The following is a 23346-nucleotide window of genomic DNA, read 5'->3' on the forward strand; positions in this document are numbered from 1 at the left end:
GGTGGGGGGTGGGCTCCGTTAGAGCCAGCCGTTGTTTCGGGCGGTGCGGACGGCTTCGGCGCGGTCGGTCGCGCCTAGTTTCTGTACGGCGGCGGAGAGGTGGTTGCGGACGGTGCCGGTGGACAGGTGCACCCGGCGGGCGATCACCGCGACCGGCGCGCCGACCTCCGCCAGCCGTAGCGTCTCCAGCTCCCGCGGCGTCAGCGGGCACGCCGGCAGGGTCAACGCGTCGGCGGCGAGCGACGGGTCGACGTACCGTCCGCCGGCGTGCACCCGGCGGATCACGTCGGCGAGCGCGCCACCGGGCGAGCCCTTGGGCACGAAACCGCGCGCGCCGGCGGTCAGTGCATGACGCAGGTGCCCCGGGCGGCCGTGCCCGGTCAGCACGACCACCGCGCACTCAGGACGGACGCGAGCCAGCTCGGCGGCCACCGCAATGCCGTCCAGGCCGGGCATCTCCAGGTCCACCACCGCCACGTCCGGGTGGTGCGCGAGCGTCGCGGTGACCGCCGTGGGTCCGTCGGCGGCCTGGGCCACCACGTCGATGTCCGGTTCGAGGCCGAGCAGCGCGGCGACCGCGACCCGGATCAGGTCCTCGTCGTCGGCGAGCAGGACACGGATCACGACGGCACCGGCACTGTCGCCTCCAGGGTGAACACCCTGTCCTCCCGGCGGACCCGCAGCTCTCCCCCGACCGCGGCCAGCCGGTCGGCCAGGCCGCGCAGGCCGTGGCTGTGCTCGTCCGGGCCGCTGTCGTCGGCCCCGTCGTTGGCGATGGTCATCCTGGCCCCGTTCTCGTCCCGGTCGATGTGGATCCGGCACCACTCGGCCCGGCTGTGCCGCAGCACGTTGGTGCCCGCCTCGCGCAGCACCGCCGCCAGTTCGGTGGCGGCCGGCTGAGGCAGGTCGACGTGTGGCGGCACCGTGCAGCGCACCCCGCAGGAGCGCAGCACGTCTGCCACCGCGGTCAGTTGCTCGCCGAGGTCGACGGCCCGGTAGCCGTGCACGCTCTCGCGGACCTCGGTGAGCGCGGACGCGGCCAACCGTTGCACCTCGGCGGCCTCCCGCCCGGCCCGCTCCGGGTCGACCGGTGCGAGCCGCGCGGCGAGTTCGGCCTTCAGCGCGATCACGGTGAGGCTGTGCCCCAGCAGGTCGTGCACGTCACGGGCGAAGCGCAGCCGTTCCTCGGCGGCGGCCAGCCGGGCCTGGGCGGCCTGACCCTGCCGAGCCTCCACCAGCAGGTCCCAGAACCAGACCTGGAACCAGTTGACCGCTGCCACGCCCACCCCGATGCCACCGGTCACGGCCAGGGACCGCCCCACGGACCCGCCGGTCCACCAGGCCACCGCCGCCGACACGAGCAGCGCGCCGGCGGTGACCGCCAGCGCGCCCGGGAGGCGGACCAGCAAGGGGGCCATCCCGACCAGGGAGGCCCCGATCCACGCCCAGGTCGGCCAGGTCCCGGCCGCGACCGGGGCCACCAACGGCACGGTCAGCGCCGCCACGACGACCAGGCCGAGCTGGGCGCGACGTCGCCACCGTTGCGCGAGCCAGGGGGTCACCGCCGCGTACAGCACAGCGGTCTGGCTGGCCGCGAAGAGGAGGATCCCGACCGCGCCGAGCGCGACGCGGCCGGGGGACGGCTCCCGGGTCAGGCCGGCCGTGGGCAGCAGGACAGTCGCCCACACGCCGGTGGCCAGCGACAGCAGCGTCGCCCGCCGGGCCCGGTGCAGCCGGCGGTCCGCCCGGGGGGTCACCGCCTCGCTCGCCACGCACCGATCCTAGGACCGCCCGGCGCCCGGTCCACCCGTGCGAGATGTCACGGTTGGACCGTGCGATCCGCACGGGTTTCCGGTGACGGACGAGCCTGCCCACCGCGCCGGGACACCGGCAGTGTCAACGGCATGGAAAACACACGGGTGTACGCGGACAGCATGGTCGTACCGTCGCCTGCGCCGATGCCGGCAGCGCCCGGCACCGGCACGCGGCGGCTGTGGTGGCATCTCGCCGAGATGGCGCTGGCGATGGTCGTCGGGATGCTGCTGCTCGGGCCCCTGTGGGACGCGGCCGGCGCCCCGCTCGGGATCACCGGGACGCTGGACCGGCCGGACGTCGCCGCGCTGGTGATGGCCACGAACATGACGGTCGGAATGACGGTGTGGATGCGCTACCGGGCGCACCACTGGCGTGGGGTCGTCGAGATGGCCGCGGCGATGTACGTGCCGTTCCTGTTGGTGCTCGTACCGTTCTGGGCCGGCCGGCTCGATGGCGACGCCCTGATGCTCGGCGGTCACCTGCTGATGGTGCCGGCGATGGTGCTGGTGGCGGTGCGCCATCGGCACGAGACGCCGGTGTCGGTACGCCGGCACCCGACCATGGTGGCGCTGGCCCACCGCTGGCCGACTGGGCTGGCGCTGCTGGTGACGGTGGACATGTGGGTCGAGCCGAGGGTGCTCAACCCGTGGACGATGCTGGTGCTGCCCGGCGGGTACCTGCTGATCGGCGTGGTCCGACGCACCCTGCGCGGGCCGGGCGTGCTCGCCACCCAACTGGTCGGCCTGGTCGTCTGGGTCGCGCTGACGCTGGTCGCGGTCGCGGTGGGGGGTCAGACGGCCGCGTGGCTGGTGGCGCTCGGTTGGCTGGCGCACGCCGGGTGGGACCTGGCCCACCACCGCACCGGCCGGGTGGTGCCGCGCGGGTACGCCGAGTGGTGCGGCGTGTTCGACACGACACTGGCGGGCACCATGATCCTGGCGATCCTGACCGGCGCCGTCTGACGGCTCCGCCCGCCGGGCCGAACGGGCAGGATCTGCACAGGAACGGTGAAACTGCTGCCTCAGACGTCGCGGAGGCAGCAGTTTCAGCGTTGCTGCGCCGATCCTGTGGGGGTGTCCCGGGGCGCTGATCGCGCTCTTGTGGCGGTCGGCGCAGCGGCTTGGACGGCGTAATGAAAGGCTTGGCACATGAGTTCCGCACCTGCACAGCACGACGCACCGATCGACGCACCGATTGACGCCGCCCCCGCCGGCGCCGAAGAGGTGTACGCCTTCACCGAGCTCGGGCTGCGTCCCGAGCTGCTGGGCGCGCTGTCCGCCCTCGGCTACGAGGAGCCGACCCCGATCCAGCGGGAGGCGATCCCACCACTGCTGGAGGGCCGGGACCTGCTGGGCCAGGCGGCCACCGGCACCGGCAAGACGGCGGCGTTCGCGCTCCCGCTGCTGAACCTCATGACGGCGCACCGCCAGGGCGGTGACCCGGTGGCGCTGGTGTTGGTGCCGACCCGTGAGCTGGCGGTGCAGGTCTCCGAGGCGTTCCACCGCTACGGCAAGGACCTGGGCGCCCGGGTGCTGCCGATCTACGGTGGGCAGCCGATCGGGCGGCAGCTGCGGGCACTGGACAGCGGTGTCGACGTGGTGGTGGCCACCCCCGGGCGGGCCCTCGACCACATCGCCCGGGGCACGTTGCGCCTGGGCGGGCTCGCCACGGTGGTGCTCGACGAGGCCGACGAGATGCTCGACATGGGCTTCGCCGAGGACATCGAGGCGATCCTGGAGCACGCTCCGGCCGAGCGCCAGACTGTGCTCTTCTCGGCCACCATGCCGTCGCGCATCGACGGGATGGCCCGGCAGCACCTGCGCGAGCCGGTCCGGATCGAGATCGGTCGGGAGCCGACGGTCGCGGGCGAGGCGCCGCGGGTGCGGCAGAGCGCATACATCGTGACCCGCGCCCACAAGCCGGCCGCGTTGGGCCGGGTGCTGGACGTGGAGTCGCCCACCGCGGCGATCGTGTTCTGCCGCAGCCGGGAAGAGGTCGACCGGCTGACCGAGACGATGAACGGCCGGGGCTACCGCTCCGAGGCGCTGCACGGCGGCATGAGCCAGGAGCAGCGCGACCGGGTGATGGGCCGACTGCGGGCGGGCACCGCCGACCTGCTGGTGGCCACCGACGTGGCGGCCCGTGGGCTGGACATCGAGCAGCTCTCCCACGTCGTCAACTACGACGTGCCGTCCGCCCCGGAGTCGTACGTGCACCGGATCGGCCGGGTGGGTCGGGCCGGCCGCGAGGGCGTGGCGATCACCCTCGCCGAGCCGCGTGAGCACCGGATGCTCAAGACCATCGAGCGGGTGACCGGCCAGCGGATCACCATCGACAAGATCCCCACAGTGGCCGACATGCGGACCCGCCGGTTGGAGCTGACCCAGGCGGCGCTGCGGGAGAGCCTGCTCGAGGACGACCTCGACCCGTTCCGGGTCATCGTGGAGACGCTGACCGACGAGTTCGACCTGATGGAGGTCGCCCTCGCCGCCGTGAAGCTGGCCCACGAGGTGACGTCGCCGGGCTCCGACGACGAGGAGGAGATCCCGCAGGTCCCGGTACGCGGTCCCCGCGAGGGTCGACCGGAGACCGGCGGCCGGGGCGGCGACCGGCGGGGCGGGGGCCGGCCGCGCTCCGGCGGCGGCAACACCGTCCAGGTCTTCGTCGGCCTGGGCCGGCGCGCCGGGGTGCGCCCGCAGGACCTGGTCGGCGCGATCACCGGGGAAACGGGGATCCGTGGTCGGGACATCGGCTCGATCGAGATCGCCGACCGGTTCTCGCTGGTGGAGGTGCCGCAGGGGGTGGCCGACGAGGTGATCTCCGGTTTGCGCCAGAGCACGATCAAGGGCCGTAAGGCCACAGTGCGCCGCGACCGCGGGGGCGACGAGCGCTGAGCACGCCACCGGCGACCGCCGGAGCACGCCGCCGGCGACCGCCGAGGTACGACGGTCGCCGGCGCTGCGGATCAGAAGGAGTACGGCCCGAACCGGCCCCACGCCACCACGGCGGCGAGCACGAGCAGCACCGCGCAGGTGATCGCGCCTTGCAGCTCCGTACGACGTTGCTCCGCCGTGTCCTGCTTCTTCCTGTCGCGCAGGTGCACGAGGACGCCGCCGATCATGACGATGACCAGCCCGGTGGCGGCGAGCGGGGTGAGCACTGTGGCGATGCCGGTGAGTGGGGGCAGCACCAGCCCGAGGGCGGCCAGCAGCTCGACGGCACCGAGCGCCTTGACCTGGGTCGGCGGGACCGGGTCCACCCACCGCATCATCTCGCGCAGCTTGTCCTTGGGCTGGGTCAGCTTGGCGAAGCCGGCGCCGGCGAAGACTACGGCGAGCAGGATCTGGATGATCCAGAGCACCACGTTCACGGGGGTTCCTCCAGTGGGACGCCTCGCGGCGAAGAGGTAGTTGAAGATTCAAGCGAGACAGTAGACCTCTCCCCGCGTACGCAGAGGACCCCCGCCGTCTTCACAGACGGCGGGGGTCCTTGTGTTCGGAGCGTCAGGCCGCGAAGAGCGCCGGACCGTCCAGCGTCTTGACGTCGGCCGGGCGCAACGCCAGGGCGAGCACGTCGGCCACGTCGGCCAGGGTGTGCACGGTCAGCGCCTCGCGCACCTCGGTCGGCAGGTCGTCCAGGTCGGGCTCGTTGCGCGCCGGGATGATCACCTCAGTGAGGCCGGCCCGGTGCGCGGCGAGCAGTTTCTGCTTCACCCCGCCGATCGGCAGCACCCGACCGGACAGTGTCACCTCGCCGGTCATCCCGAACTCGGGGCGGACCGGGCGGCCGGTGACCAGCGAGGCCAGGGCCGTCACCATGGTGATGCCGGCGCTCGGGCCGTCCTTGGGCACCGCGCCCGCCGGGAAGTGGACGTGGATCCGGCGTCCGGCGAGGACGTTGGGGTCGATGCCGAACCGACGCCCGTTGGAGCGCAGGTACGACAGGGCGATGTGCGCCGACTCCTTCATCACGTCGCCGAGCTGGCCGGTCAGGGTCAGCCCCGGCTCGCCCTCCATGCTGGTCGCCTCGATGAAGAGCACGTCCCCACCGGCGCCGGTGACGGCGAGGCCGGTTGCCACGCCGGGCACGGCGGTGCGCTCGGCCGACTCCGGGGTGAACTTCGGTCGCCCCAGGTAACGGGTGAGGTTGTCGGTGTCGACGCGTACCGGCGACGGGTCGGTCGCCAGCGTCACCGCCACCTTGCGCAGGATCTTGGCGAGGCCACGTTCGAGCTGCCGGACACCGGCCTCCCGGGTGTACTCCCCCGCGATCAGCGCCAACGCCTCGTCGGCGATCTCCACCTCGTCGGCGGTCAGCCCGGCCCGCTCCCGCTGCCGGGGCAGCAGGTGGTCACGGGCGATGGCGACCTTCTCGTCCTCGGTGTAGCCGTCCAGCATGACCAGTTCCATCCGGTCCAGCAGCGGGCCGGGGATGGACTCCACCACGTTGGCGGTGGCCAGGAACAGCACGTCGGACAGGTCGAGGTCGACCTCCAGGTAGTGATCCCGGAAGGTGTGGTTCTGCGCCGGGTCGAGCACCTCCAGCAGGGCGGCGGCCGGGTCACCGGCGTAGCCGGCGGCCAGCTTGTCCACCTCGTCGAGGAGCACGACCGGGTTCATCGAGCCGGCCTCGCGCAGCGCGCGGACGATCCGACCGGGCAGCGCGCCGACGTAGGTGCGCCGGTGACCGCGGATCTCCGCCTCGTCGCGGACGCCACCGAGCGACACCCGGACGAAGTTACGCCCGAGCGCGCGCGCCACGGACTCGCCGAGGCTGGTCTTGCCGACCCCGGGAGGGCCGGCGAGGGCGAGCACCGCGCCGGAGCCGCGACCGCCGACCACGCCGAGGTTGCGCTCGGCACGACGGTTGCGCACGGCCAGGTACTCCAGGATGCGGTCCTTCACGTCGGCCAGGCCGGCGTGGTCGGCGTCGAGCACCGCCCGGGCCGCGGCCAGGTCGGTGTTGTCCTCGGTACGCGTGCCCCACGGCATTTCGAGCACGGTGTCCAGCCAGGTGCGGATCCAGCCCGCCTCAGGGGAGGCGTCGCTGGCCCGCTCCAGCTTGCCAACCTCGCGCATGGCCGCCTCGCGGACCTTCTCCGGCAGCTCGGCGGACTCGACCCGGGAGCGGTAGTCGGCTGAGCCGTCCGGCTCGTCCTCACCCAGCTCCTTACGGATCGCGGCGAGCTGCTGGCGCAGCAGGAACTCCCGCTGGGACTTCTCCAGCCCCTCGCGGACGTCACTGTTGATCTGCTCGGTGACCTCCTGCTCGGCCAGGTAGTCCTTCACCCAGCCGACCAGCAGCTCCAGCCGGGCGGTCACGTCCGGCGCGGTGAGCAGTTCGGTCTTCTGGTCCAGGGTCAGCCAGGGCGCGTAGCCGGCCGAGTCGGCGAGCTCGGACAGGTCGGTCATCCGCTCCACCGCGTCGATGACCTGCCAGGCACCCCGCTGCTGGAGCACGGAGGTCACCAGGGCGCGGTACTCGCGGGCGAGTTCCCGGGCGCGGCCGGCGGGAGCGGGTTCGTCGAGTTCGGAGGCCTCGACCCAGAGTGCGGCGCCGGGGCCGGGCACGCCGGAGCCGATCCGGGCCCGGGACAGGCCACGGATGACGGCGGCGGGCTCACCCTCGGGCAGCCGGCCGACCTTCTCGATGGTGGCGACCACGCCGACCGGGCCGTACTCGCCGTCGATGCGCGGCACGGCCAGCAGCTTGCGGTCGCCGGTGGCCCGGGCGGCGTCGATCGCGGCCTGGGTGGTCGGGTCGAGGGTCACCGGGATGACCATGCCGGGCAGCAGCACGGCGTCGGTCAGGGGAAGTACCGGAAGAGTTGCCATCGAACACCTGCTATCACGTTGAGTTGAGCGTGTCTGGCTCAAGTAACAAAGCGTTCCCCTTGTTCCGCTCTGTGACCCAGACCACTCTTCCGGCCGGTCCGTCGGGCCGCCCGAAACCGGCGGGCGACCCGACCGGACACGTCAGGTGAGCTTGCTCTTGACCGTGTTCACGACCGAGCCGGCCACACCCGGATTGGTGCCGTACAACCGCGGGTCCCCCGGCGGCAGCACCGGCTCCGGGGCGTTCGCCCGCGGGGCGTCGTCGTACCGGAACTCGCCCTTGCCATCCGGCGAGGGCCCGGACGCCCAGCGTCCCTCGGAGGAGTCGGTGCCCGAGGAGAAGCCCAGGTAGGTGTAGCCGTACTCCTCGGTGAACTCGCCGGAGTCCGGGAACGCCTCCGGCACCGGCATGTCCTCCAGGCCGTCCTCCTTGAGCTGCTCGATCGCCGCCAGCCACATGTTCTGGTGCATCGTGTCGCGGGCCAACAGGAAGCGCAGCATCTGCTTGACGCCCGGGTCGTCCGTCATGTTGAACAACCGGGCGACCTGGAGCCGACCCTGCGCCTCCGCCGTGACGTTGAGCTGGAAGTCAGCCAGCAGGTTGCCGCTGGCGGTGACGAACGAGCCGTTCCAGGGCACCCCGTTGGAGTCGGCGGGCAACGCCCCGCCACCACCATGGATGAAGTGCGCCGGGTTCGACCCCGCGAAGGTCGCCGCGCCCCCCGGATCCTCCGCGATCCCCTCGGTCATCGACAGCGGTGCGCTGTCCAGCAGCCGGGTGATCATCGTGACGATCATCTCGACGTGGCCCATCTCCTCGGTGCCGACGTCGAGCAGCAGGTCCTTGTACTTGCCGGGCAGCCGGCAGTTCCACCCCTGGAACAGGTACTGGTTGGCGACGGTCATCTCACCCCACTTGCCGCCCAGCACCTCCTGCAGGCGGCGGGCGAACGCGGCGTCCGGGCCGTCCGGCTTGGCTTCGAACTGCAGATCCTTCACATGGCTGAACATCTGACCCCCTCATGACGGGAACTGGTAGAGAGTGCCGTTCCCGCCTCGGTGACCCGACCGGGCCAACCCATGTCCCGGTGGGGTCAGCGCAGCGGGTGAACCGTCGGCAGCAGCACCTCCAGCGCCACGCCGCGCGGTCGCAGTCGGTGCACCCGCAGCGCTCCCCCGTCCGGCACGAGGAGTTGCCGCACGATCCACAGCCCCAGCCCGGACATCCCCACCGCCGGCGCCGGGCGGCGCAACGCGGACAGCAACGCGTCGTCGACCCGCCCCTCGTCGGTGACCAGGACGCTCAGGCCAGGCCCACGCACTGTGGCGTACAGCCCCACCTGCCCGTCCGGTGGCCCGTGCCGCAGCGCGTTCTCCACCAGGTTGACCAGCACCTGGCGGGTCCGTCCGGCCGGCACCGGGCAGGCGCCCGCCCGCCGGGTGGCCCGCGCACGCCGCCGACCGGCCGGCACCAACGCGGCGGCCTCGCGCAGGATGCCCGCCAGCGGGACGGCCGGCTCCGGCTGTGGAGCCAGCGCCAGCGCGCCGGTGCCGGCGGTCGCGTCGCGCAGCAGGCTCTGCAGGTGGACGGCCTGGTCGCGGGCCAACTCGCTGATCGCCCGCCGGTCGGCGCCGCTGAGCTCTCGCTGCTCGTCGGCCAGCGCGCGGGTCAGCGAGGTCAGGGTGCTGATCGGCGTACGAAACTCGTGGCACAACACCCGCAGCAGCAACTCCGAATCCGCCACCGGTGGTCGCATCTCGCCTGGAGTTGGCTCGATCCGGCGCAACCCTCGCAGCAGGCCCTGCAGACCGTGGCGTGCGCGCATCCACCCGACTCCCCTCGTTCGGTGCGTACCCGCATGATCGGTACCCGCTGGGGAACGGCGCAGACATGCCGGGAGCCTCCACCATGCGACTTGTCGTCGTGGACGATCACCCCCTCTTCGTCCGCGGCCTCGAACTGCTGCTCCCCATCACCACCGACGGCCGCGCCGAGGTGGTCGCCTCGACCGGCGACGCCGCAGCCGCCGCGGCGCTGGTCAGCCAGTGGCACCCCGATCTGGCCCTGGTCGACCTGCACATGCCCCCACCGGGAGGCATCCGGGCGGTGGGCGCGATCCGGCGGACCACCCCACGGGTACGGGTGGTCGCGATGTCCGGATCCGCCGACCCGGCCCCGGCGCTGGAGGCGCTGCGGGCCGGCGCCGAGGGGTTCCTGCCGAAGACCAGCGAACCGGAGGAACTGCTGCCCCCGCTGCTGGCCGTCCTCAAGGGGTGGGCGGTGCTGCCGGCCGAACTGCTGCACGCCATGCTGAGGCCGACCCGCGCCGCGGCGGTCGACCTGGACGGCGAGGAACGTCGGCTGCTGCGGGCGATCGCCGCCGGCCGCAACACCATCGAGATCGCCGACGAACTGCACGTCTCGGAGCGGACGGTGAAACGAATGACGGCCGCGTTGCTGCGCAAGTTGCGGGTGTCCAACCGGACGGAGGCAGCCGCCCTCGCCGGGCACGCCGGCCTCCTCGACGAATGAGACCGCTTCAGCGCGCGCGATTCACGGTTTTGCTCGGTAACAGAATCGCGACGCGCCGAATGAATGGGACGCATATTGTTGCGGATTACCGGGGTGATAGGTCAGACTTTGGACACATCCCGCCGCACACAGGGAGTAATCGGCAATGGCGAGAAAAGTAATCACGGTCCTGACCGACGACCTCGACGGTGGGAAGGCAGACCGGACGGTCGAGTTCAGTCTCGACGGCGTGGCCTACACGATCGACGTCTCGGACGAGAATGCCGGTGTCCTGCGCAAGGCTTTGGACCCGTACATCAATGCGGGTCGGCGGATCGGGCGTGGCCCGGTGGAGAGCGCCCGCACAGTCCGACGGCCGGGGCGACCCGCCGGCGCGGGAATGGATCGGGAGCAGAACCGAGCCATCCGGGAATGGGCCGTCAAGAACGGCTACAAGATTTCCGAACGAGGCCGGATCCCGGTCGAGGTCGTCGAGGCTTACAAGAGCCGCTGACGCAGGAGTTGCCGATGGGGCCACGCCGGAAACGGCGTGGCCCCATCGGTTTGTCCGGGCACCGAAACGACGCGGCGGCCGGTCACGCTGAATCAGTTGACGGTGATCCGCACCGAGTCGAACGCGGGCGTCTGGTTGGCCCGCTCCATCATCGGCAGGCGGTGCGAACCGTCGCCGGCCCAGACGGAGCACTGTGCCGTACCCGACTCCGGCAGGCCCGGGATCTGGATGGTCACCTCGTCAGGCTGGGCGCCACCGCGGCCGTCCTCGGTCGCGACGAAGAACGCGGGCACCTCCTGCGGCTCCGGCGGAGCGGTCAGGCTGTCCAGCATCCGGCATGCGGTGTGGAAGTGGCCCCGGACCAGGCCCTGGGCGTTGAGCAGCGAGCTCTCCACGTAGTAACCACCCTGACCGGCGGCGAGGAAGCGGTCCCGGACCAGGTTGCGGGTGCTGACCCGCAGGGTGAAGGCCTGGTTCTGGCCGACCTGCTGGGGGAACTGGGTGATCAGCAGTGACGGGTTGTTCGCGGCGGCGCCGACCTCACCGAACTCGGTGCTCACGCAGCGGTTGCCGTTCTGGAAGCCGTTGTGCGGCTGGAGCTGGCTCTCGTCACAGTCGTTGGCCAGCACGCCGAGCCCGGCGCCGGGGGCCGTGCCACCGTTGTTCCCGCCGTTGTTGCCACCGGGAGTGGTGGTGGGGCTGGTGGTGGGGGTGCCGCCACCGTTGTTGCCGCCGGAGTTGTTGGTCGGCTGCACCTGGCACTCGGCGAGCTGCGCGAGACCCTGCGGCCGGGGACCGACCCGGTCGATGGCCGTCGTGATCCGGTCCAGCACCGCGCGCCGCTTGCCGGCCAGCGGTTGGAGGATCGCGCTACGGATGAACGCCTCACCCTTGTTGCCCTCGGCGGCCAACCGGCGGTCCGCCTCGGCGATCTGGGCCTGCAACTGGGCGAGGTTGCGGTCCACCTCGGCCCGCGCCCGGTCCGGCACCTGCGGCAGTTTGGCCGCCACGTCCGGGCAGGCAATGGCTGTGCCGGTGCCCACCGTGCCGTCCTTACCGTCCTCACACTCGGGGACCGACTGCTGTCCGTCACCCCAGTGATTACGCACCCACCGACCGTTCTGCCAGGTGCGGCTGGTCGAACCGCCGCCCGTCGGCGCGGTCGCGCCCGGGCTCGGTTCCACGCACTGCCCAGCAGCCGGGCGCGGCTTATTTGTCCGCCGGTCCTGGGCCGACGAAATCTGGGTCACGGCGACGACTCCGCCGAAGACCGCGAGCGTGCCGACAACGGCCAGCAGACGCTTGCTCCGCGCGTTGCCGGATGACCGGCCCGCCCGTGTGGACCTGCGCATCGAATTGTTCTCCTTCTCGATCCGGTAGTGGATTCCTGGCCTCGGCGGACCGACGGATGTCAGATGGCACGCCACGGCGGCGAGCACCGTGACCTACCCGGTAATGCGTCGATGGCCGACGATGCCCTTTCCACACCGTCCCCCGGGTCCCGACGACGCGGATGGGAGATCCTGTTCATTCGCGCAGGAGTACGGGTGGGCGACGGGGAAGGTTCAACCGGCGCACAGGAAATTGCCACGACCCGGCATCGAGCCGACGCGGAGCGGAAAATCAGCAGGTGGAACGGGTGCCGATCAGTCGGCGCAGAGGTGGTCGAAGGCGAACCCGCCCACCAGTTCGTGGCGGCGCCCGCTCAGCGCGACGATCTGCGCGGTCAACTCGGCGCGCGGCACCAGGTCCGAGGCGACGTTCTCCCGCAGCCGTTCCCCGACGGCGACCGTGGCGAGATCCTCGGCCAACCGGGCCGCGTCGATGCCGCAGGAGAAGCGGTGCTCGGTCACCGAGACCCGCTCGACGAGGCACGCGTCGGGGCGGACCTGCACCCAACTCCACCCCTGCGCCGGCCCGTCCACCCAGCGCACGTGCAGCCCTCGCACGATCGGGTCGGCCACCCGCCCGGCCACGTACGCCTCGACGGCCGCCGCCCGGGTCAGCGCGCCGAGGTCGTTGACCGGTCCGGTACGGCCGTCGGGCAGCCGACCGAGGATGTCCCGGAAACTCACCGGGGCCGGGTCGTCCCCGGCAGCGGTCACGCCGGCGCCTCCCGCGGCGTAGGCGCGCGCGTCGATCACGTACTCCACCAGGCGGCGGCCATGCTCGGCCGCCCGCAACGTCGGCGACCCGATCCGCAGCACCGGCAGGCCGACGGCGGCGCTCACCGCGTCCTTCAGCCGCTCGACGCGCTGCTCGGCAGAGCCGGCGGGCGCGACGGGGCCGATCTCCACGGCGACGATCGCCCGGCCGGTGTCGGCCGCGTAGACCACGAAGTCGAAGCTGGCGCGGCTGGCCGAACTCCACTGGCTGCCGGTGACACCGGGCGGGCGGCCCTGGACCAGGTCACTGAGCCGGCGCCCCGGGTAGACCCGGTGGCCGGCGCGGGTGAGCAGCGGGTCGCGCCCATACTCGGCGGGCACCGCCCGCAGCCAGCCGCGGTCGTCGCTGCCGATGCTCGTCATCTGCCTGATCCATCCGCCGGTCGGTCGAGCCGGGCCGAGTCTAGGTGGTCGATCATGACCTGCACCTCGGCGGTGCGGCCGGTCCGGCGTACCCGGCCGACCGTTACTCGGCGGCGCCCATCACCAGGCCCTCGATGGTGTGCTTCTGCCGGATCGGCTCCAGCCGGTCCACGACCGGGCAGGGCAGGTGCTCCCGGACCAACGGCGGCAGGCTCTCCCAGTAGCCGCGGGTGACGGCCATGTCGTGGTGGGCGGCGTTTCCCGCTCCCGGGGCGTCGACGCCGAGCACCAGCACGGGGCGGGCGGACCGGGAGACGTTCGGGGTGCCGCGGTGGATGGTCAGCGCCGAGCGGGCCGAGATGTCCCCGCGCTGCGGGTACTTGCGCACCGCCCGCTGCTGGTAGCGCGGGTAGCGCTCCCGTGGCGGGAACATCTCGTGGTCGAAGTCGGCGCCGTGGTCCCACTGGGTGCCCGGGGCGATCTCGAACGGCCCCATCTCCTCCACCGTGTCGACGGTGGTCAGATTGAACGCCAACGAGGTGAGGCGCCGCTGCCTGCGGGTCTCCTCCGGCATCGGGAAGTCCCGGTGCCACGGTTGCATGGCAGCGCCGGGGAAGGGAATGTCGAAGCCCAGCTCGACGATCTCGTACTCCGGGCCCAGGACCGCCTGGCAGACCGACACCACCCAGGGCTGGGTGACCAGGTCGACGAAGCCCCGCAGCTGCTCCGGATGGATCTCCACGTACCAGCGCTGCGGGCCTCGTCCGACGGCACCGTCGGGCCGGGAGCGCGCCTCGTCGAACGCGGCGGCGACATCCTCGCCGACCTGGTCCACCCACGCCACGTCGAAGGCGCCCCGGCAGGCCGTGATGCCGTCGCGGTAGAGGTCGCCGAGCGCCTCGACCGGCACCTCGTCCGGGGCGACGGACGTGGGGTGGGCGGGCGACGCCGCTGGTGGGGCCGGGGAGACGCGCATCGGGGGCTCCTGGGGGTCGAAGCGTGGATTACAACGTTGTAGAAGCGTGTCAAGAACCAACAACCGGTGCCAGCGCTCGAGGCGAACGTGTGACGCAGGTCACGTCGAAGTCGTGTTCCACGGGTGCGCGGCGGGTGTATTCAGCCGGGTCGCCGGTAGCGGACCGGCCGGGAGGTCAGCATGTCGCGACAACAGCTCGGCACCCCCGCCGGGAGCGGTCTGGCCGCTGGCCAGCGTCAGGATGACCCGCGTCGCGTCCGCCGGCCCCGACTGGCCGGTGACCCGACCATCCGCCGGCGCCCTCGCGCTGATCGCGCGGGCCGACACCACCGGCTTCCTTCGCGGCCCGTCGCCATCCGCCCGACCGTCGGCACCACAGGGACCACACGCGTCATCCGGACCAGCAGCCCCACCACGCCTGCCGACGCGGGCCGGTATCCGACCAGTCGACGTCGTGCCGGGCCGGACCGCGGTGAGCCGGGCACCGTCACGGCGGCGGACGTCGCACGGATCGCGGTCGAAGCGGCCCGCCGGGTGTCCGGCGTGACCGGCGCCCACCCGACCGCCGTGCGTCTGGGCGGCGGGTCCGTGGGGCTCGACCTGCACCTGGTCACCTCGTACGGGCACAGCGTGCCCGCCGTGGCCGAGGCGGTCCGGGTGGCGGTCTCCGAGCGGGTGGCCGCCGGAACCGGCGTCGGCGTCACCGCGGTGACCATCACTGTGGACGACCTGCTCGTCCCCGGGGTGGACAGCGCTGAGGCAGGGCGGCCCGTCCGGCGGCCGGAGGCCGACATGCCGACGATCAACCGGGCCGCCACGGTGCTGCTGGCCGTCGCCCTGCTCGCCGGTGGTGTGCTGCTGGCCGTACAGGCGCTGCTGGTCACGCTGGGTCGCCCGGCGTCGCTGCTCGCGCGCACCGGCTGGTACGACGCGCTGACCAGCACTCGTTGGCACGACCTGGAGGTTCGCGCCGTGGCCGGCGGGGCCGTACTGCTGGGCCTGGTGATCCTGGCCGCCCAGCTGCGACGCTGGACACCGGCCCGGCTGCGGATCGACGAGCGGGACGGCTGGCACCTGCGGCGGCGGTGCCTGGAACGCCGGTTGACCGAGGCGGCCGCGACCGTGCCGGGTGTACGCCAAGCACGGGTGCGCATCCGGCGGGACGGTGACCAGTGGCGCCCCCGGGTGCGAGCCACCGGCGACCCGGCGGCCCGTTCGGAGGTCGAGTTCGCGGTGAGCCAGGAGCTGCGGCAGCTCGCCTCGCATCGTGTCGGCCGGATCGAGATCCGGCTGCTGCCCCGCCGGCGGCCGGCATGACGGACGCCGCCCACCGGCTGCTGTGGACCGTCGTCGCGCTGCTGCTGGTGGCGCTCGGAGCGACAGCTTTGGGGGCCAGCCTCGGCGCGCTGCCCGGCAGCGACCCGGGTGCGCCGCTGCTCGGGGCGGGGTTGCTGGACGCGTGGCGAGTGGCCGCGCCGTGGAGCACAGTGGCCGCGGCGGTCGCCGGAGCGCTGACTGCCCTCACCGGGCAGCGCCTGTTGGGCCGTGAGCTACGTCGGCCCCGCCAGGCACTGCACGGCATGCTGAGCCACCCCGGACGCCACCCGGGACGCACCCGCCTGGCTACCGACGTGCTCGTCGACGCACTGGAGCGCGACCTGACCGGCGACCCCGGGGTGCGCCGGGCCCGGGTGGTGCTCACCGGCATACCGGGACGTCCCGACGTGTGGATCCGGGTGGATATGGCGGCCGACGCCCGGGCCGACGCCATACGCGAGCACGTCGACGCCGCGGTCCGCCGGTTCGCGACGACCGCCGGCTGCACACCTGCGCACCTCGACGTGACCGCCCGCATCGAGCCCCGCCGGCCCGGACCGGGGTTGCCACGACGGGCATGATCGGTGCCGGGACCGGTGGCGGACGGAGGTGCGCGGGTGCGGGTGGTGTCGTTGGTGCCGTCACTGACCGAGGCGGTGGCGGTGACAGTGCCGGGAGTTCTGGTCGGGGCCACGGACTGGTGCAGCCACCCAGCCGGGCTCGACGTCGCCCGGGTCGGCGGCAGCAAGTACCCGGACCTGGACCGGGTGCGCGCCCTGCGGCCGGATCTGGTGCTGCTGAACGTGGAGGAGAACCGCCGCGACGACGCGGAAGCGCTGCGGGCGGCCGGCGTGCCGGTGCGGGTCACCTATCCGCGTACGGTCGCGGGCGCTCTGACCGAGCTGGGCGAGCTGCTCGCCGAGCTGGGGGCGCCGACCGAGCCGGCCTGGCTGCGCGACGCCCGGCGGGCGTGGGCCGAGCCGCCCCGGCTGGCCCCGCCCCGCCGGGCGGTGGTGCCGTTGTGGCGTCGGCCGTGGGTGGTGCTCGGCGGCGACACGTTCGCCGGTGACGTGCTGCGTCGGCTCGGTGTGGTCAACACCTACGACGAGCATCCCGAGCGCTATCCCCGTCCCACGCTTGCCGAGCTGCGCGAGCGGGAGCCTGAGCTGGTAGTGCTGCCCGACGAGCCGTACCGGTTCACGGCCGACGACGGGCCCGAAGCGTTCCCCGGCGTACCGTGCGCCCTGCTCTCCGGTCGGCACCTCACCTGGTACGGCCCCTCGCTGGTCGAGGCGCCCGCCCTGCTGGCCGAGCAGTTGTCCCGCCCGGTCGTGGTGGGCTGACCCGACGCGGGCCGGCGGCTCAACCGCCGGCTCCGGCGGCCTGGCGCCTCAGCGGCCGTTTCCGGGACGCCGCGCGGCCGGGATGCTGGCGCCGATGGAGACCGCCAGGGTCAGCACCACCACCGCGAGGGTCAACCAGACCGGCAGTTTGCCCACCGGCGTCTCAGCGAGGATGAGCTTCAGCCCCGCGAAGGCCAGCAGCAGTGCGAGCCCGTACCGCAGGTAACCGAAGTGTCGCAGCAGGCCGGCGAGGCAGAAGTAGAGGCTGCGCAGACCCAGGACGGCGAACGCGGTGGCCGTCCAGACCAGGAACGTGTTGGTGGTGATGGCGAGGATCGCCGCCACCGAGTCGATGGCGAACACCACGTCGGTGGCCTCGATCGCGACGAGGGCCACCAGCAGCAGCGTCGCCACCCGCCGGCCGGCGACCCGGGCGGTGAACCGGTCGCCGTGGTAGCGGGCGTCGGTGGGCACCAGCCGACGGAACAACCGGACCACGACGTTGCGGTCCGGGTCGACGTCCGGCTTTCCGCGTACGGCCAGCCGCCAACCGGTCCAGATCAGGAAGGCACCCAGCACGAACCCGGCCCAAGCGAGCCGGTCCAGCAGCTCGGCACCGGCGAAGATGAACAGCAGTCGGAAGAGAAGCGCCCCCACGACGCCCCAGAACAGCACCTTGTGCTGGTAGCCGGGCGGCACCTGGAAGTAGCCGAAGAGCAGGGCGAAGACGAAGACGTTGTCCACCGAGAGCGCCTTCTCCAACAGGTAACCGGAGAAGTAGGCGATGGCCGGGTCGCCGCCGAGGCCCCACCACACGACCAACCCGAACAGCAGGCCCGCGCCGATCCAGACGGCGCTCCACAGGATTGCCTCGCGCAGCTCGATGACGTGGTTGTCCCGGTGCAGGAGCACGTCCACGGTGAGCATCACCGCGATCACCGCGCTGACCGCCGCCCAGGCCCACAGCGGGACCGTGACCGTCGCCTCAGCCACCGACGCCCTCCGCATCGACCACGGTGCACCGCCCGCACCCCGCCGGCCGGCCGCTCCCGAGCCTAGGCGAACAGCCGGCCCTACGTCGGTGGTCGGTCGAAGTCCGGCGCCTCTGGTCGTACCGTCGAGGGGTTCGTCGTGGCCGTCGGCCCTGCCACCGGCGGCGCGGCGCGGTGGGCGATCGAGCAGGTGGCGGGTCCGCCGCACATCGGTGAGGGGCGATCCGGCAGGATCGACGGTGACCGGACACATCACCCAACACGGCAGGAGATCCCCGCATGAACCAGGCAGCAGGCGCCCGATCGGGCAAGCCCGAGGTGGGTCCGATCGAGGGTGCACCGCCGGCCGACCTCGTGATCGAGGACATCACCGTGGGCGACGGCCCGCAGGCCGAGGCAGGCCAGCTGGTCAGCGTGCACTACGTCGGGGTGTCGCACTCCACCGGCGGCGAGTTCGACTCGTCGTGGAACCGGGGTGAGGCGTTCGAGTTTCCGCTCGGCGGCGGTCAGGTCATCGCAGGTTGGGACCGGGGCGTCGTGGGCATGCGTGTCGGCGGCCGCCGCCGCCTGACCATCCCGCCGCACCTCGGGTACGGCGACCGGGGCGCGGCCGGCGTCATCGCGCCGGGCGAGACGCTGATCTTCATCGTCGACCTGCTCGGCGTGCGCTGACCGATTGTCCGGGGGTCGCCGGCTCACGCCGGCGGCCCTCGCGCCGCGCCTCGGGTCAGGCGACCAGCTGCAGGTGCGCGGTCGCGGGAAGCGGGCGGCGCGCCGCCTCGACCACCCGGGCCGGCTCCAGGATCGGCATCACGCGGTGCAGACCGGTCGCGCGCAGCACCCGCGCCACCACCGGGCTCGGGTCGACCAGGACCAGCTCGCCGCGGCGAGCCCGCACGCGCAGATGCGCGGCGAGCAGGGTGCGGATGCCGGCGGCGGAGAGCAGCCGCAGCTCGGACAGGTCCAACTGGAGGACCGGACGAGGCGGCGCGGACCACAGCGCGGAACGGAACGCCGCGACCGTGGCGATGTCGACCTCGCCGGCCACCCGCATGAGGACCATCCGGTCACCCACGCTGACCTGCACGTCGAGCCGGTCGCTGTGCTCTTCCATGCCCTGAAATCTAGCCCCCACCCCCGACAGTTTCGCCCCTCCGCGGAGTGATTCCGGGTACGCCCAGGGTCATACCCCGAGGTGCTGCCCATCCCCCTCAGGGTGGAGCCGGGGGGCGACCGTCGGCACGCCGCGCGAGCGGCGAAACGGGGACGGCCGACAGCGGCGGTGGAGAATAGGCGGATGCTGATCCCCCGGCCCCGGCCGCCCCGGCTGATCCGTCCCGTCCGCGAGCCGGCAACCGTCCCTCCGGCACTGACCGGGGCGTGGGCTCCCACCGACCGCCGGCTCGACCAGGCCGAGGTGCTGCCCCTCCCCGACGGCGCCGTCGGGCCCGAGGACGTGCTCATCGACCGCACCGGGCGGGTGATCAGCGGCGACGAGGAGGGTCGACTCTGGTGGTGGCCGGTCGACGCGCCGGCCGGCACCCGACCCCGGCTGCTGGCCGAGACCGGTGGCCGGCCGCTCGGCATCGAGCTGGACCCGTCCGGCGAGGCCCTGGTGGTCTGCGACGCGTACCGGGGGTTGCTGCGGGTCACGCCCGACGGCACGGTACGCGAACTGACCGGGACCACACATCCGGTGCACCTGGCCAACAACGCGACGGTGGGCCGCGACGGCACCATCTACTTCACCGACAGCTCCGACCGGTTCCCGGTGTCGCACTGGAAACGGGACCTGCTGGAGCACCGCCCCAACGGCCGGGTGCTGGCCTACCACCCGGGCAGCGGTCGCACCGAGGTGGTGGCCGACGGGTTGTACTTCCCCAACGGGATCGCGCTGACCCCGGACGAGTCGGCCCTGATGCTGGTGGAGACCAGCACCCACCGTCTGCTGCGCGTGGAGTTGGGCGGCGGTGTGCGGGTCCTGGCCGACCTGCCCGCGTACCCGGACAATCTCGCCGCGGTGGGCGACGGGACGTACTGGATCGCGCTGCCCAGCCCACGGGTGCCGATCGCCGAACGGTTGCTGCCGCACCCGCGACTGCGCCAGATCGCCGCGCTGCTGCCCGACGCGATGCAGCCACAGCCACGCCGCTACGGGCTGGTCGCGCTGGTCGACGGCGACGGCGGGGTCCGCCGGACGCTGCACGGTCCGAACGGGCACTACCGGATGATCACCGGGGTACGCCAGCACGGCGACTACCTGTGGCTGGGCAGCCTGATCGGGACCGGGGTGGCCCGCGTACCGCTGGGGTGATCGCTCCCACGCCCCTTGTCGGTGCGGCCCTTGCCTCGACGACGTCAAGGCGACGACGGGGCCGGTCCGCCAGGTGGCGGGCCGGCCCCGAAGGCTGGCGGCGGTGACTCAGCGACCGCTGACCGAGGGTGCCGGGGCGGGCGACCCGCCGGCCACCGCTCCCGGGTGCGCCGGGGCGACCGGCGCGGGCTTGAGCCCGGGCGGCACCGGCAGGGCGCTGCCCCGGACGAACTCGTCCCAGCTCACGTTCCACGCGGTCCAGCCGTTGCCCGGCTGCAACTCCACCTCGGTGCCCTTGACGGTGACCAGGTCACCGACCTGGGTCACCCCCATCAACCAGTCCGCCGCGGTGGCGGACACGTTGGCGCAGCCGTGCGAGACGTTGGTGTTGCCCTGGTCCCCCTCCGACCACGGGGCGGAGTGGATGAACTCGCCACCCCAGGTGTAGCGCTGGGCGTCGTCGACGTCGACCACGTACCCGCCGTTGGGCTCACCCCGGGTGTCGAAGGTGGTCCGTTGGTGCTTCTCCATGATCACCATCTTGCCGCTGGAGCTCGGGGTGCTCGGCTTACCCAGGCTGACCGGGATCCGGCGGACCTGCTTGCCGTCGCGCATCACCGTCATCTGCTTGGTGGCGTTGTCGATCTCCAGTGAGACCTGGCGTCCGATCTTGGAGGTCGCGGTCCGCTCGGAGTCGCCGACCCGGTCCTTCCCGATCGGCAGACCCTCCAGGCCGGCCCGCACGCTGATCGTGGTCCCCGGCTTCCAGAAATCGGGTGCCCGGTAATAGACCTGACTTCCGTCCTCGAGCCACGACCAGGTGCCCGGCTGCGGGGGATTCGTCTTCACGAACAACCGCCGCTGGACATCCGCTCTGGCCTCTTTCGGAATTCCCGGGTCGAAGGCGACGGTTACCGGCATCGCCGTGCCGTACGTCCGATTGCCGACGAAATAGAGAGTGCTGGTGATCTGCGGTTTGGCGGATTTCGCCATCGTGGTGAACGTGGTGGTGCGAGTGGTGGTGGCACCGGAGTCGCCGGTGGCGGTCACCTCGGCGGTGTAGGTCCGTCGCGGTTGCAGCGGCGCGCTCGGCACCCAGCCCGAGCCATCCTCGCGCGGCTCGGCGTTGACCTGCTTGCCCTTGTCGTCAGTGAGGCGTACGCCAGTGACCCGGCCGCCCTTGACCACGGTGCCCACCTCGGCGCTGACCGGCACGTCGCGGGTCTTGTCCCCCGGTGTCACGGCGAGCTCCGGCGGGGCGGCGTGCCCCTTGGCCGAACCGGTCGCCGACTCCCGGTTGGCGGTGCACCCACCCAGGACGAGTGGTGCGGCTGCGATGGTTACCGCCAACATCGTCAATCGCCGCCTAGACGTCATGTTCAGTCCCCCCGTTTTTGACTTCCCTCTGTCACATTCTCGCTTCTTCGACAGGGGCATCCACGGCATTCGCAAATAATCGGAGGCGCATTTATCGACGCATTTTCCGCCAATGTTCCGCTTGGCGGATGAGGCGTTCAAGCGACCCGTGTCACGCTCTTTGCTCTGCTTGAGCGACCGCCACACCGGCTGTCCGGATCAGGGCGTCTCGCCTGGCCCGGCCCGGTCCCGCCTGGTCCCGCCTGGGCCCGCCTGGGCCCGCCTGGGCGGAAGTGGCGCGAACGAGGCGTGCGAGGGTCGCACCCGTCATGATCGACTCGGTTTCATGGAAGTCGGGGTATCGGGACGTCCCGGACACCGCGACTTCCATGAACGCGAGTGGATCACACCCTGGGGCGGCGAGGCGCGGCGCGGCGCGACCCGGCGCGAACGACGCGACCCGGCGCGAACGACGCGACCCGGCGCGAACGACGCGACCCGGCGCGACCGGCGCGGCCCGGCGCGGCGCGGCGCGGCGCGGAAGTAGGAGGTCGCGGCAGGCGGCGCACCTCGGGGGCGGACTTTTGTCAGTTGGGGCGAAACTTCTGCCGATCACGACGAAGCTTTGCCTTCGTCCGGAGGCAAGGGTAGGGTCACGATCCAGATAGAGGGTTGCCCATTCGTCGATCAGCTCGCCGCCACCCTGCCGGGTCGCCGCGTTCCGCCCCCGAGGGGTCCGGGCCGCACCCGAGCACCGTCCCTCACCGTCCAGCCGGAGCCAGCCTCCGGCCGGTTCGGCGCGTCCGGGCGACGGCAGCCAGGTCGACTGCCGTAGACGGCATGCCAGCCGTCAGGAAGGGACCACCACCATGGATCAACAGATCAACCAACCGGAGCCGACAGCGGTGTCCGAGCCGGTCAGCCGCCGTGCGGTTCTGCGCGCCGCGACCGTTTCCGCCGCTGCCGTCGGCGCTGCCGGTATGTTCGCCGCTCCGGCCGCCGCCGCGCCCGCCGCGCAGTCCCACGGCCGGCGCCGGGTTCCGGTGGACCGGATCAGCATCCAGCTCTACACGCTGCGCGATCAACTCGCCGCCGACCTGCCCGGCACCCTGGACGCGCTGCGCCGGATCGGCTACCGGCGGGTGGAGCACGCCGGTTTCGTCGGACGCACCGCCGCGCAGTTCCGGGCGGCTCTCGACGAGGCCGGGCTGCGCGCCACCTCCGGGCACACCGGCATCCCGCAGCCGTTCGACGCCGCCACCTGGGAACAAGCCCTCGCCGACGCGAACGTCGTGGGGTGCAGGAAGATCGTCCACCCGTACTTCGGTCGGGACGCGAGCGGCCAGGCGATCCGGGACCCCAACGTCTACCGGGCCCTGGCGCGCGACCTGAACAAGGCCGGCCGGATGGCCGAACGTGCCGGGCTCGACTTCGGCTATCACAACCACCAACTGGAGTTCGTGCCGTTGACCGACGGCTCGACCGGGTTCGACATCCTCACCGGGCAGACCGATCCCCGACTGGTCCACTTCGAGCTCGACCTCTACTGGACCTGGCGGGGTGCGCACGACCCGGTCGACGTGATCCGGGCCAACCGCGGCCGGATCCGTCAGGTGCACGTCAAGGACCTCGACGTCGAGGGCGGTTTCGCCGACCTCGGCGACGGCCTCATCGACTTCGGTCGGATCTTCGCCCACGAGCGCGAGGCCGGCATCGAGGAGTACATCGTGGAGCGCGACGACGCAGGCACCCCGCCACGCTCCCCCGCCGACGCCCTGGACACCGCCCGGGTCGGCTTCGACTATCTCGCTTCACTCCGGTACTGAAAGCATCTCGGGGGACCAC

Annotated in this window: 22 protein-coding genes; 10 read left to right on the forward strand and 12 right to left on the reverse strand. The window is 72.4% G+C overall.

Annotated features, from left to right (window positions below):
• Positions 1 to 18: 18 nt before the first annotated feature.
• On the reverse strand, positions 19 to 624 hold the full coding sequence (locus KBX46_RS00005) for a DNA-binding response regulator (protein ID WP_210789394.1): 606 nt from the start codon (positions 622 to 624) through the stop codon (positions 19 to 21).
• On the reverse strand, positions 621 to 1772 hold the full coding sequence (locus KBX46_RS00010; protein WP_210789398.1) for a histidine kinase: 1152 nt from the start codon (positions 1770 to 1772) through the stop codon (positions 621 to 623). Before KBX46_RS00010 ends, KBX46_RS00005 begins: the two co-directional genes overlap by 4 nt.
• 132 nt (positions 1773 to 1904) lie before the next feature.
• Here KBX46_RS00010 and KBX46_RS00015 point away from each other — a divergent pair, with 132 nt between their 5' ends.
• On the forward strand, positions 1905 to 2777 hold the full coding sequence (locus KBX46_RS00015; RefSeq protein ID WP_247666771.1) for a hypothetical protein: 873 nt from the start codon (positions 1905 to 1907) through the stop codon (positions 2775 to 2777).
• A 186-nt stretch (positions 2778 to 2963) separates the two neighbouring features.
• Positions 2964 to 4709 carry a DEAD/DEAH box helicase gene (locus KBX46_RS00020; protein WP_088948303.1) on the forward strand — a complete coding sequence of 582 codons (1746 nt, stop codon included), beginning with the start codon at positions 2964 to 2966 and terminating at the stop codon, positions 4707 to 4709.
• Between the two features lie 71 nt (positions 4710 to 4780).
• Here KBX46_RS00020 and KBX46_RS00025 read toward each other — a convergent pair whose 3' ends face one another.
• The 4 genes from KBX46_RS00025 to KBX46_RS00040 all read right to left on the reverse strand — a co-directional run bounded on the left by KBX46_RS00025 (position 4781) and on the right by KBX46_RS00040 (position 9475).
• Entirely contained in the window at positions 4781 to 5185 is a 405-nt protein-coding gene (locus KBX46_RS00025) for a DoxX family protein (protein WP_088948304.1), read from the reverse strand.
• Positions 5186 to 5318: 133 nt separating this feature from the next.
• Positions 5319 to 7649: an endopeptidase La gene (lon, locus tag KBX46_RS00030; protein WP_210789401.1), complete on the reverse strand. Its 2331-nt coding sequence runs from the start codon at positions 7647 to 7649 to the stop codon at positions 5319 to 5321.
• Positions 7650 to 7790: 141 nt separating this feature from the next.
• Positions 7791 to 8660, reverse strand: a complete 870-nt coding sequence (locus tag KBX46_RS00035; RefSeq protein WP_210789404.1) for a manganese catalase family protein — start codon at positions 8658 to 8660, stop codon at positions 7791 to 7793.
• Between the two features lie 83 nt (positions 8661 to 8743).
• The gene (locus KBX46_RS00040) at positions 8744 to 9475 is read right to left on the reverse strand and encodes a sensor histidine kinase KdpD (RefSeq protein ID WP_210789407.1); all 732 of its coding nucleotides are present in this window, start codon (positions 9473 to 9475) and stop codon (positions 8744 to 8746) included.
• An 83-nt stretch (positions 9476 to 9558) separates the two neighbouring features.
• Here KBX46_RS00040 and KBX46_RS00045 point away from each other — a divergent pair, with 83 nt between their 5' ends.
• Together KBX46_RS00045 and KBX46_RS00050 are read left to right on the forward strand one after the other, a co-directional pair.
• Positions 9559 to 10182, forward strand: a complete 624-nt coding sequence (locus KBX46_RS00045) for a response regulator transcription factor (protein ID WP_247666772.1) — start codon at positions 9559 to 9561, stop codon at positions 10180 to 10182.
• 145 nt (positions 10183 to 10327) lie between these two features.
• The gene (locus tag KBX46_RS00050) at positions 10328 to 10675 is read left to right on the forward strand and encodes an Lsr2 family protein (protein WP_088948309.1); all 348 of its coding nucleotides are present in this window, start codon (positions 10328 to 10330) and stop codon (positions 10673 to 10675) included.
• A gap of 92 nt (positions 10676 to 10767) precedes the next feature.
• Here KBX46_RS00050 and KBX46_RS00055 read toward each other — a convergent pair whose 3' ends face one another.
• From KBX46_RS00055 to KBX46_RS00065, 3 genes are all read right to left on the reverse strand, one after another.
• Positions 10768 to 12027, reverse strand: coding sequence for a hypothetical protein (locus KBX46_RS00055; protein ID WP_210789413.1), 1260 nt, complete (start codon positions 12025 to 12027; stop codon positions 10768 to 10770).
• Positions 12028 to 12321: 294 nt separating this feature from the next.
• Positions 12322 to 13203, reverse strand: coding sequence for a hypothetical protein (locus KBX46_RS00060; RefSeq protein ID WP_210789416.1), 882 nt, complete (start codon positions 13201 to 13203; stop codon positions 12322 to 12324).
• A 103-nt stretch (positions 13204 to 13306) separates the two neighbouring features.
• Complete coding sequence (locus KBX46_RS00065; RefSeq protein ID WP_210789419.1) at positions 13307 to 14179, reverse strand: phytanoyl-CoA dioxygenase family protein; 873 nt, start codon at positions 14177 to 14179, stop codon at positions 13307 to 13309.
• Between the two features lie 180 nt (positions 14180 to 14359).
• Between KBX46_RS00065 and KBX46_RS00070 the strand changes: the two genes are divergently transcribed.
• From KBX46_RS00070 to KBX46_RS00080, 3 genes are read left to right on the forward strand one after another with little or no spacing between them, the layout of a single operon-like run.
• Entirely contained in the window at positions 14360 to 15496 is a 1137-nt protein-coding gene (locus KBX46_RS00070) for an Asp23/Gls24 family envelope stress response protein (RefSeq protein WP_210789422.1), read from the forward strand.
• The gene (locus KBX46_RS00075) at positions 15493 to 16077 is read left to right on the forward strand and encodes a hypothetical protein (protein WP_210789424.1); all 585 of its coding nucleotides are present in this window, start codon (positions 15493 to 15495) and stop codon (positions 16075 to 16077) included. Before KBX46_RS00070 ends, KBX46_RS00075 begins: the two co-directional genes overlap by 4 nt.
• 36 nt (positions 16078 to 16113) lie before the next feature.
• Positions 16114 to 16839 (forward strand): helical backbone metal receptor, encoded by a 726-nt coding sequence (locus KBX46_RS00080; protein ID WP_210789427.1) that lies wholly within the window; start codon positions 16114 to 16116, stop codon positions 16837 to 16839.
• Positions 16840 to 16887: 48 nt separating this feature from the next.
• On the opposite strand, the gene KBX46_RS00085 is transcribed toward KBX46_RS00080, so the two are convergent.
• The gene (locus KBX46_RS00085; protein ID WP_210789436.1) at positions 16888 to 17847 is read right to left on the reverse strand and encodes a TerC/Alx family metal homeostasis membrane protein; all 960 of its coding nucleotides are present in this window, start codon (positions 17845 to 17847) and stop codon (positions 16888 to 16890) included.
• A 263-nt stretch (positions 17848 to 18110) separates the two neighbouring features.
• On the opposite strand from KBX46_RS00085, the gene KBX46_RS00090 reads away from it, so the two are divergent.
• Complete coding sequence (locus tag KBX46_RS00090) at positions 18111 to 18503, forward strand: FKBP-type peptidyl-prolyl cis-trans isomerase (protein WP_088948315.1); 393 nt, start codon at positions 18111 to 18113, stop codon at positions 18501 to 18503.
• A 55-nt stretch (positions 18504 to 18558) separates the two neighbouring features.
• Here the strand turns inward: KBX46_RS00090 and KBX46_RS00095 are convergent, their stop codons facing one another.
• Complete coding sequence (locus KBX46_RS00095) at positions 18559 to 18945, reverse strand: STAS domain-containing protein (protein ID WP_210789438.1); 387 nt, start codon at positions 18943 to 18945, stop codon at positions 18559 to 18561.
• A gap of 183 nt (positions 18946 to 19128) precedes the next feature.
• Between KBX46_RS00095 and KBX46_RS00100 the strand changes: the two genes are divergently transcribed.
• Positions 19129 to 20145, forward strand: coding sequence for an SMP-30/gluconolactonase/LRE family protein (locus KBX46_RS00100; RefSeq protein WP_210789440.1), 1017 nt, complete (start codon positions 19129 to 19131; stop codon positions 20143 to 20145).
• Positions 20146 to 20253: 108 nt separating this feature from the next.
• Here the strand turns inward: KBX46_RS00100 and KBX46_RS00105 are convergent, their stop codons facing one another.
• Entirely contained in the window at positions 20254 to 21504 is a 1251-nt protein-coding gene (locus KBX46_RS00105) for an Ig-like domain-containing protein (protein WP_371410013.1), read from the reverse strand.
• Positions 21505 to 22370: 866 nt separating this feature from the next.
• Between KBX46_RS00105 and KBX46_RS00110 the strand changes: the two genes are divergently transcribed.
• Positions 22371 to 23327, forward strand: coding sequence for a sugar phosphate isomerase/epimerase (locus KBX46_RS00110; RefSeq protein ID WP_210789444.1), 957 nt, complete (start codon positions 22371 to 22373; stop codon positions 23325 to 23327).
• Positions 23328 to 23346: the final 19 nt, after the last annotated feature.

The organism is Micromonospora sp. C81, assembly GCF_018070425.1.
Taxonomy (GTDB): domain Bacteria; phylum Actinomycetota; class Actinomycetes; order Mycobacteriales; family Micromonosporaceae; genus Micromonospora; species Micromonospora zamorensis.

Bases quoted from the DNA above. Each gene is read 5' to 3' on its own strand.
- KBX46_RS00015 (WP_247666771.1), top strand. From the start codon at position 1,905: ATGGAAAACACACGGGTGTACGCGGACAGCATGGTCGTACCGTCGCCT.
- KBX46_RS00020 (WP_088948303.1), top strand. From the start codon at position 2,964: ATGAGTTCCGCACCTGCACAGCACGACGCACCGATCGACGCACCGATT.
- lon (WP_210789401.1), bottom strand. From the start codon at position 7,649: ATGGCAACTCTTCCGGTACTTCCCCTGACCGACGCCGTGCTGCTGCCC.
- KBX46_RS00035 (WP_210789404.1), bottom strand. From the start codon at position 8,660: ATGTTCAGCCATGTGAAGGATCTGCAGTTCGAAGCCAAGCCGGACGGC.
- KBX46_RS00040 (WP_210789407.1), bottom strand. From the start codon at position 9,475: ATGCGCGCACGCCACGGTCTGCAGGGCCTGCTGCGAGGGTTGCGCCGG.
- KBX46_RS00045 (WP_247666772.1), top strand. From the start codon at position 9,559: ATGCGACTTGTCGTCGTGGACGATCACCCCCTCTTCGTCCGCGGCCTC.
- KBX46_RS00050 (WP_088948309.1), top strand. From the start codon at position 10,328: ATGGCGAGAAAAGTAATCACGGTCCTGACCGACGACCTCGACGGTGGG.
- KBX46_RS00055 (WP_210789413.1), bottom strand. From the start codon at position 12,027: ATGCGCAGGTCCACACGGGCGGGCCGGTCATCCGGCAACGCGCGGAGC.
- KBX46_RS00060 (WP_210789416.1), bottom strand. From the start codon at position 13,203: ATGACGAGCATCGGCAGCGACGACCGCGGCTGGCTGCGGGCGGTGCCC.
- KBX46_RS00065 (WP_210789419.1), bottom strand. From the start codon at position 14,179: ATGCGCGTCTCCCCGGCCCCACCAGCGGCGTCGCCCGCCCACCCCACG.
- KBX46_RS00070 (WP_210789422.1), top strand. From the start codon at position 14,360: ATGTCGCGACAACAGCTCGGCACCCCCGCCGGGAGCGGTCTGGCCGCT.
- KBX46_RS00075 (WP_210789424.1), top strand. From the start codon at position 15,493: ATGACGGACGCCGCCCACCGGCTGCTGTGGACCGTCGTCGCGCTGCTG.
- KBX46_RS00085 (WP_210789436.1), bottom strand. From the start codon at position 17,847: ATGCGGAGGGCGTCGGTGGCTGAGGCGACGGTCACGGTCCCGCTGTGG.
- KBX46_RS00090 (WP_088948315.1), top strand. From the start codon at position 18,111: ATGAACCAGGCAGCAGGCGCCCGATCGGGCAAGCCCGAGGTGGGTCCG.
- KBX46_RS00095 (WP_210789438.1), bottom strand. From the start codon at position 18,945: ATGGAAGAGCACAGCGACCGGCTCGACGTGCAGGTCAGCGTGGGTGAC.
- KBX46_RS00100 (WP_210789440.1), top strand. From the start codon at position 19,129: ATGCTGATCCCCCGGCCCCGGCCGCCCCGGCTGATCCGTCCCGTCCGC.
- KBX46_RS00110 (WP_210789444.1), top strand. From the start codon at position 22,371: ATGGATCAACAGATCAACCAACCGGAGCCGACAGCGGTGTCCGAGCCG.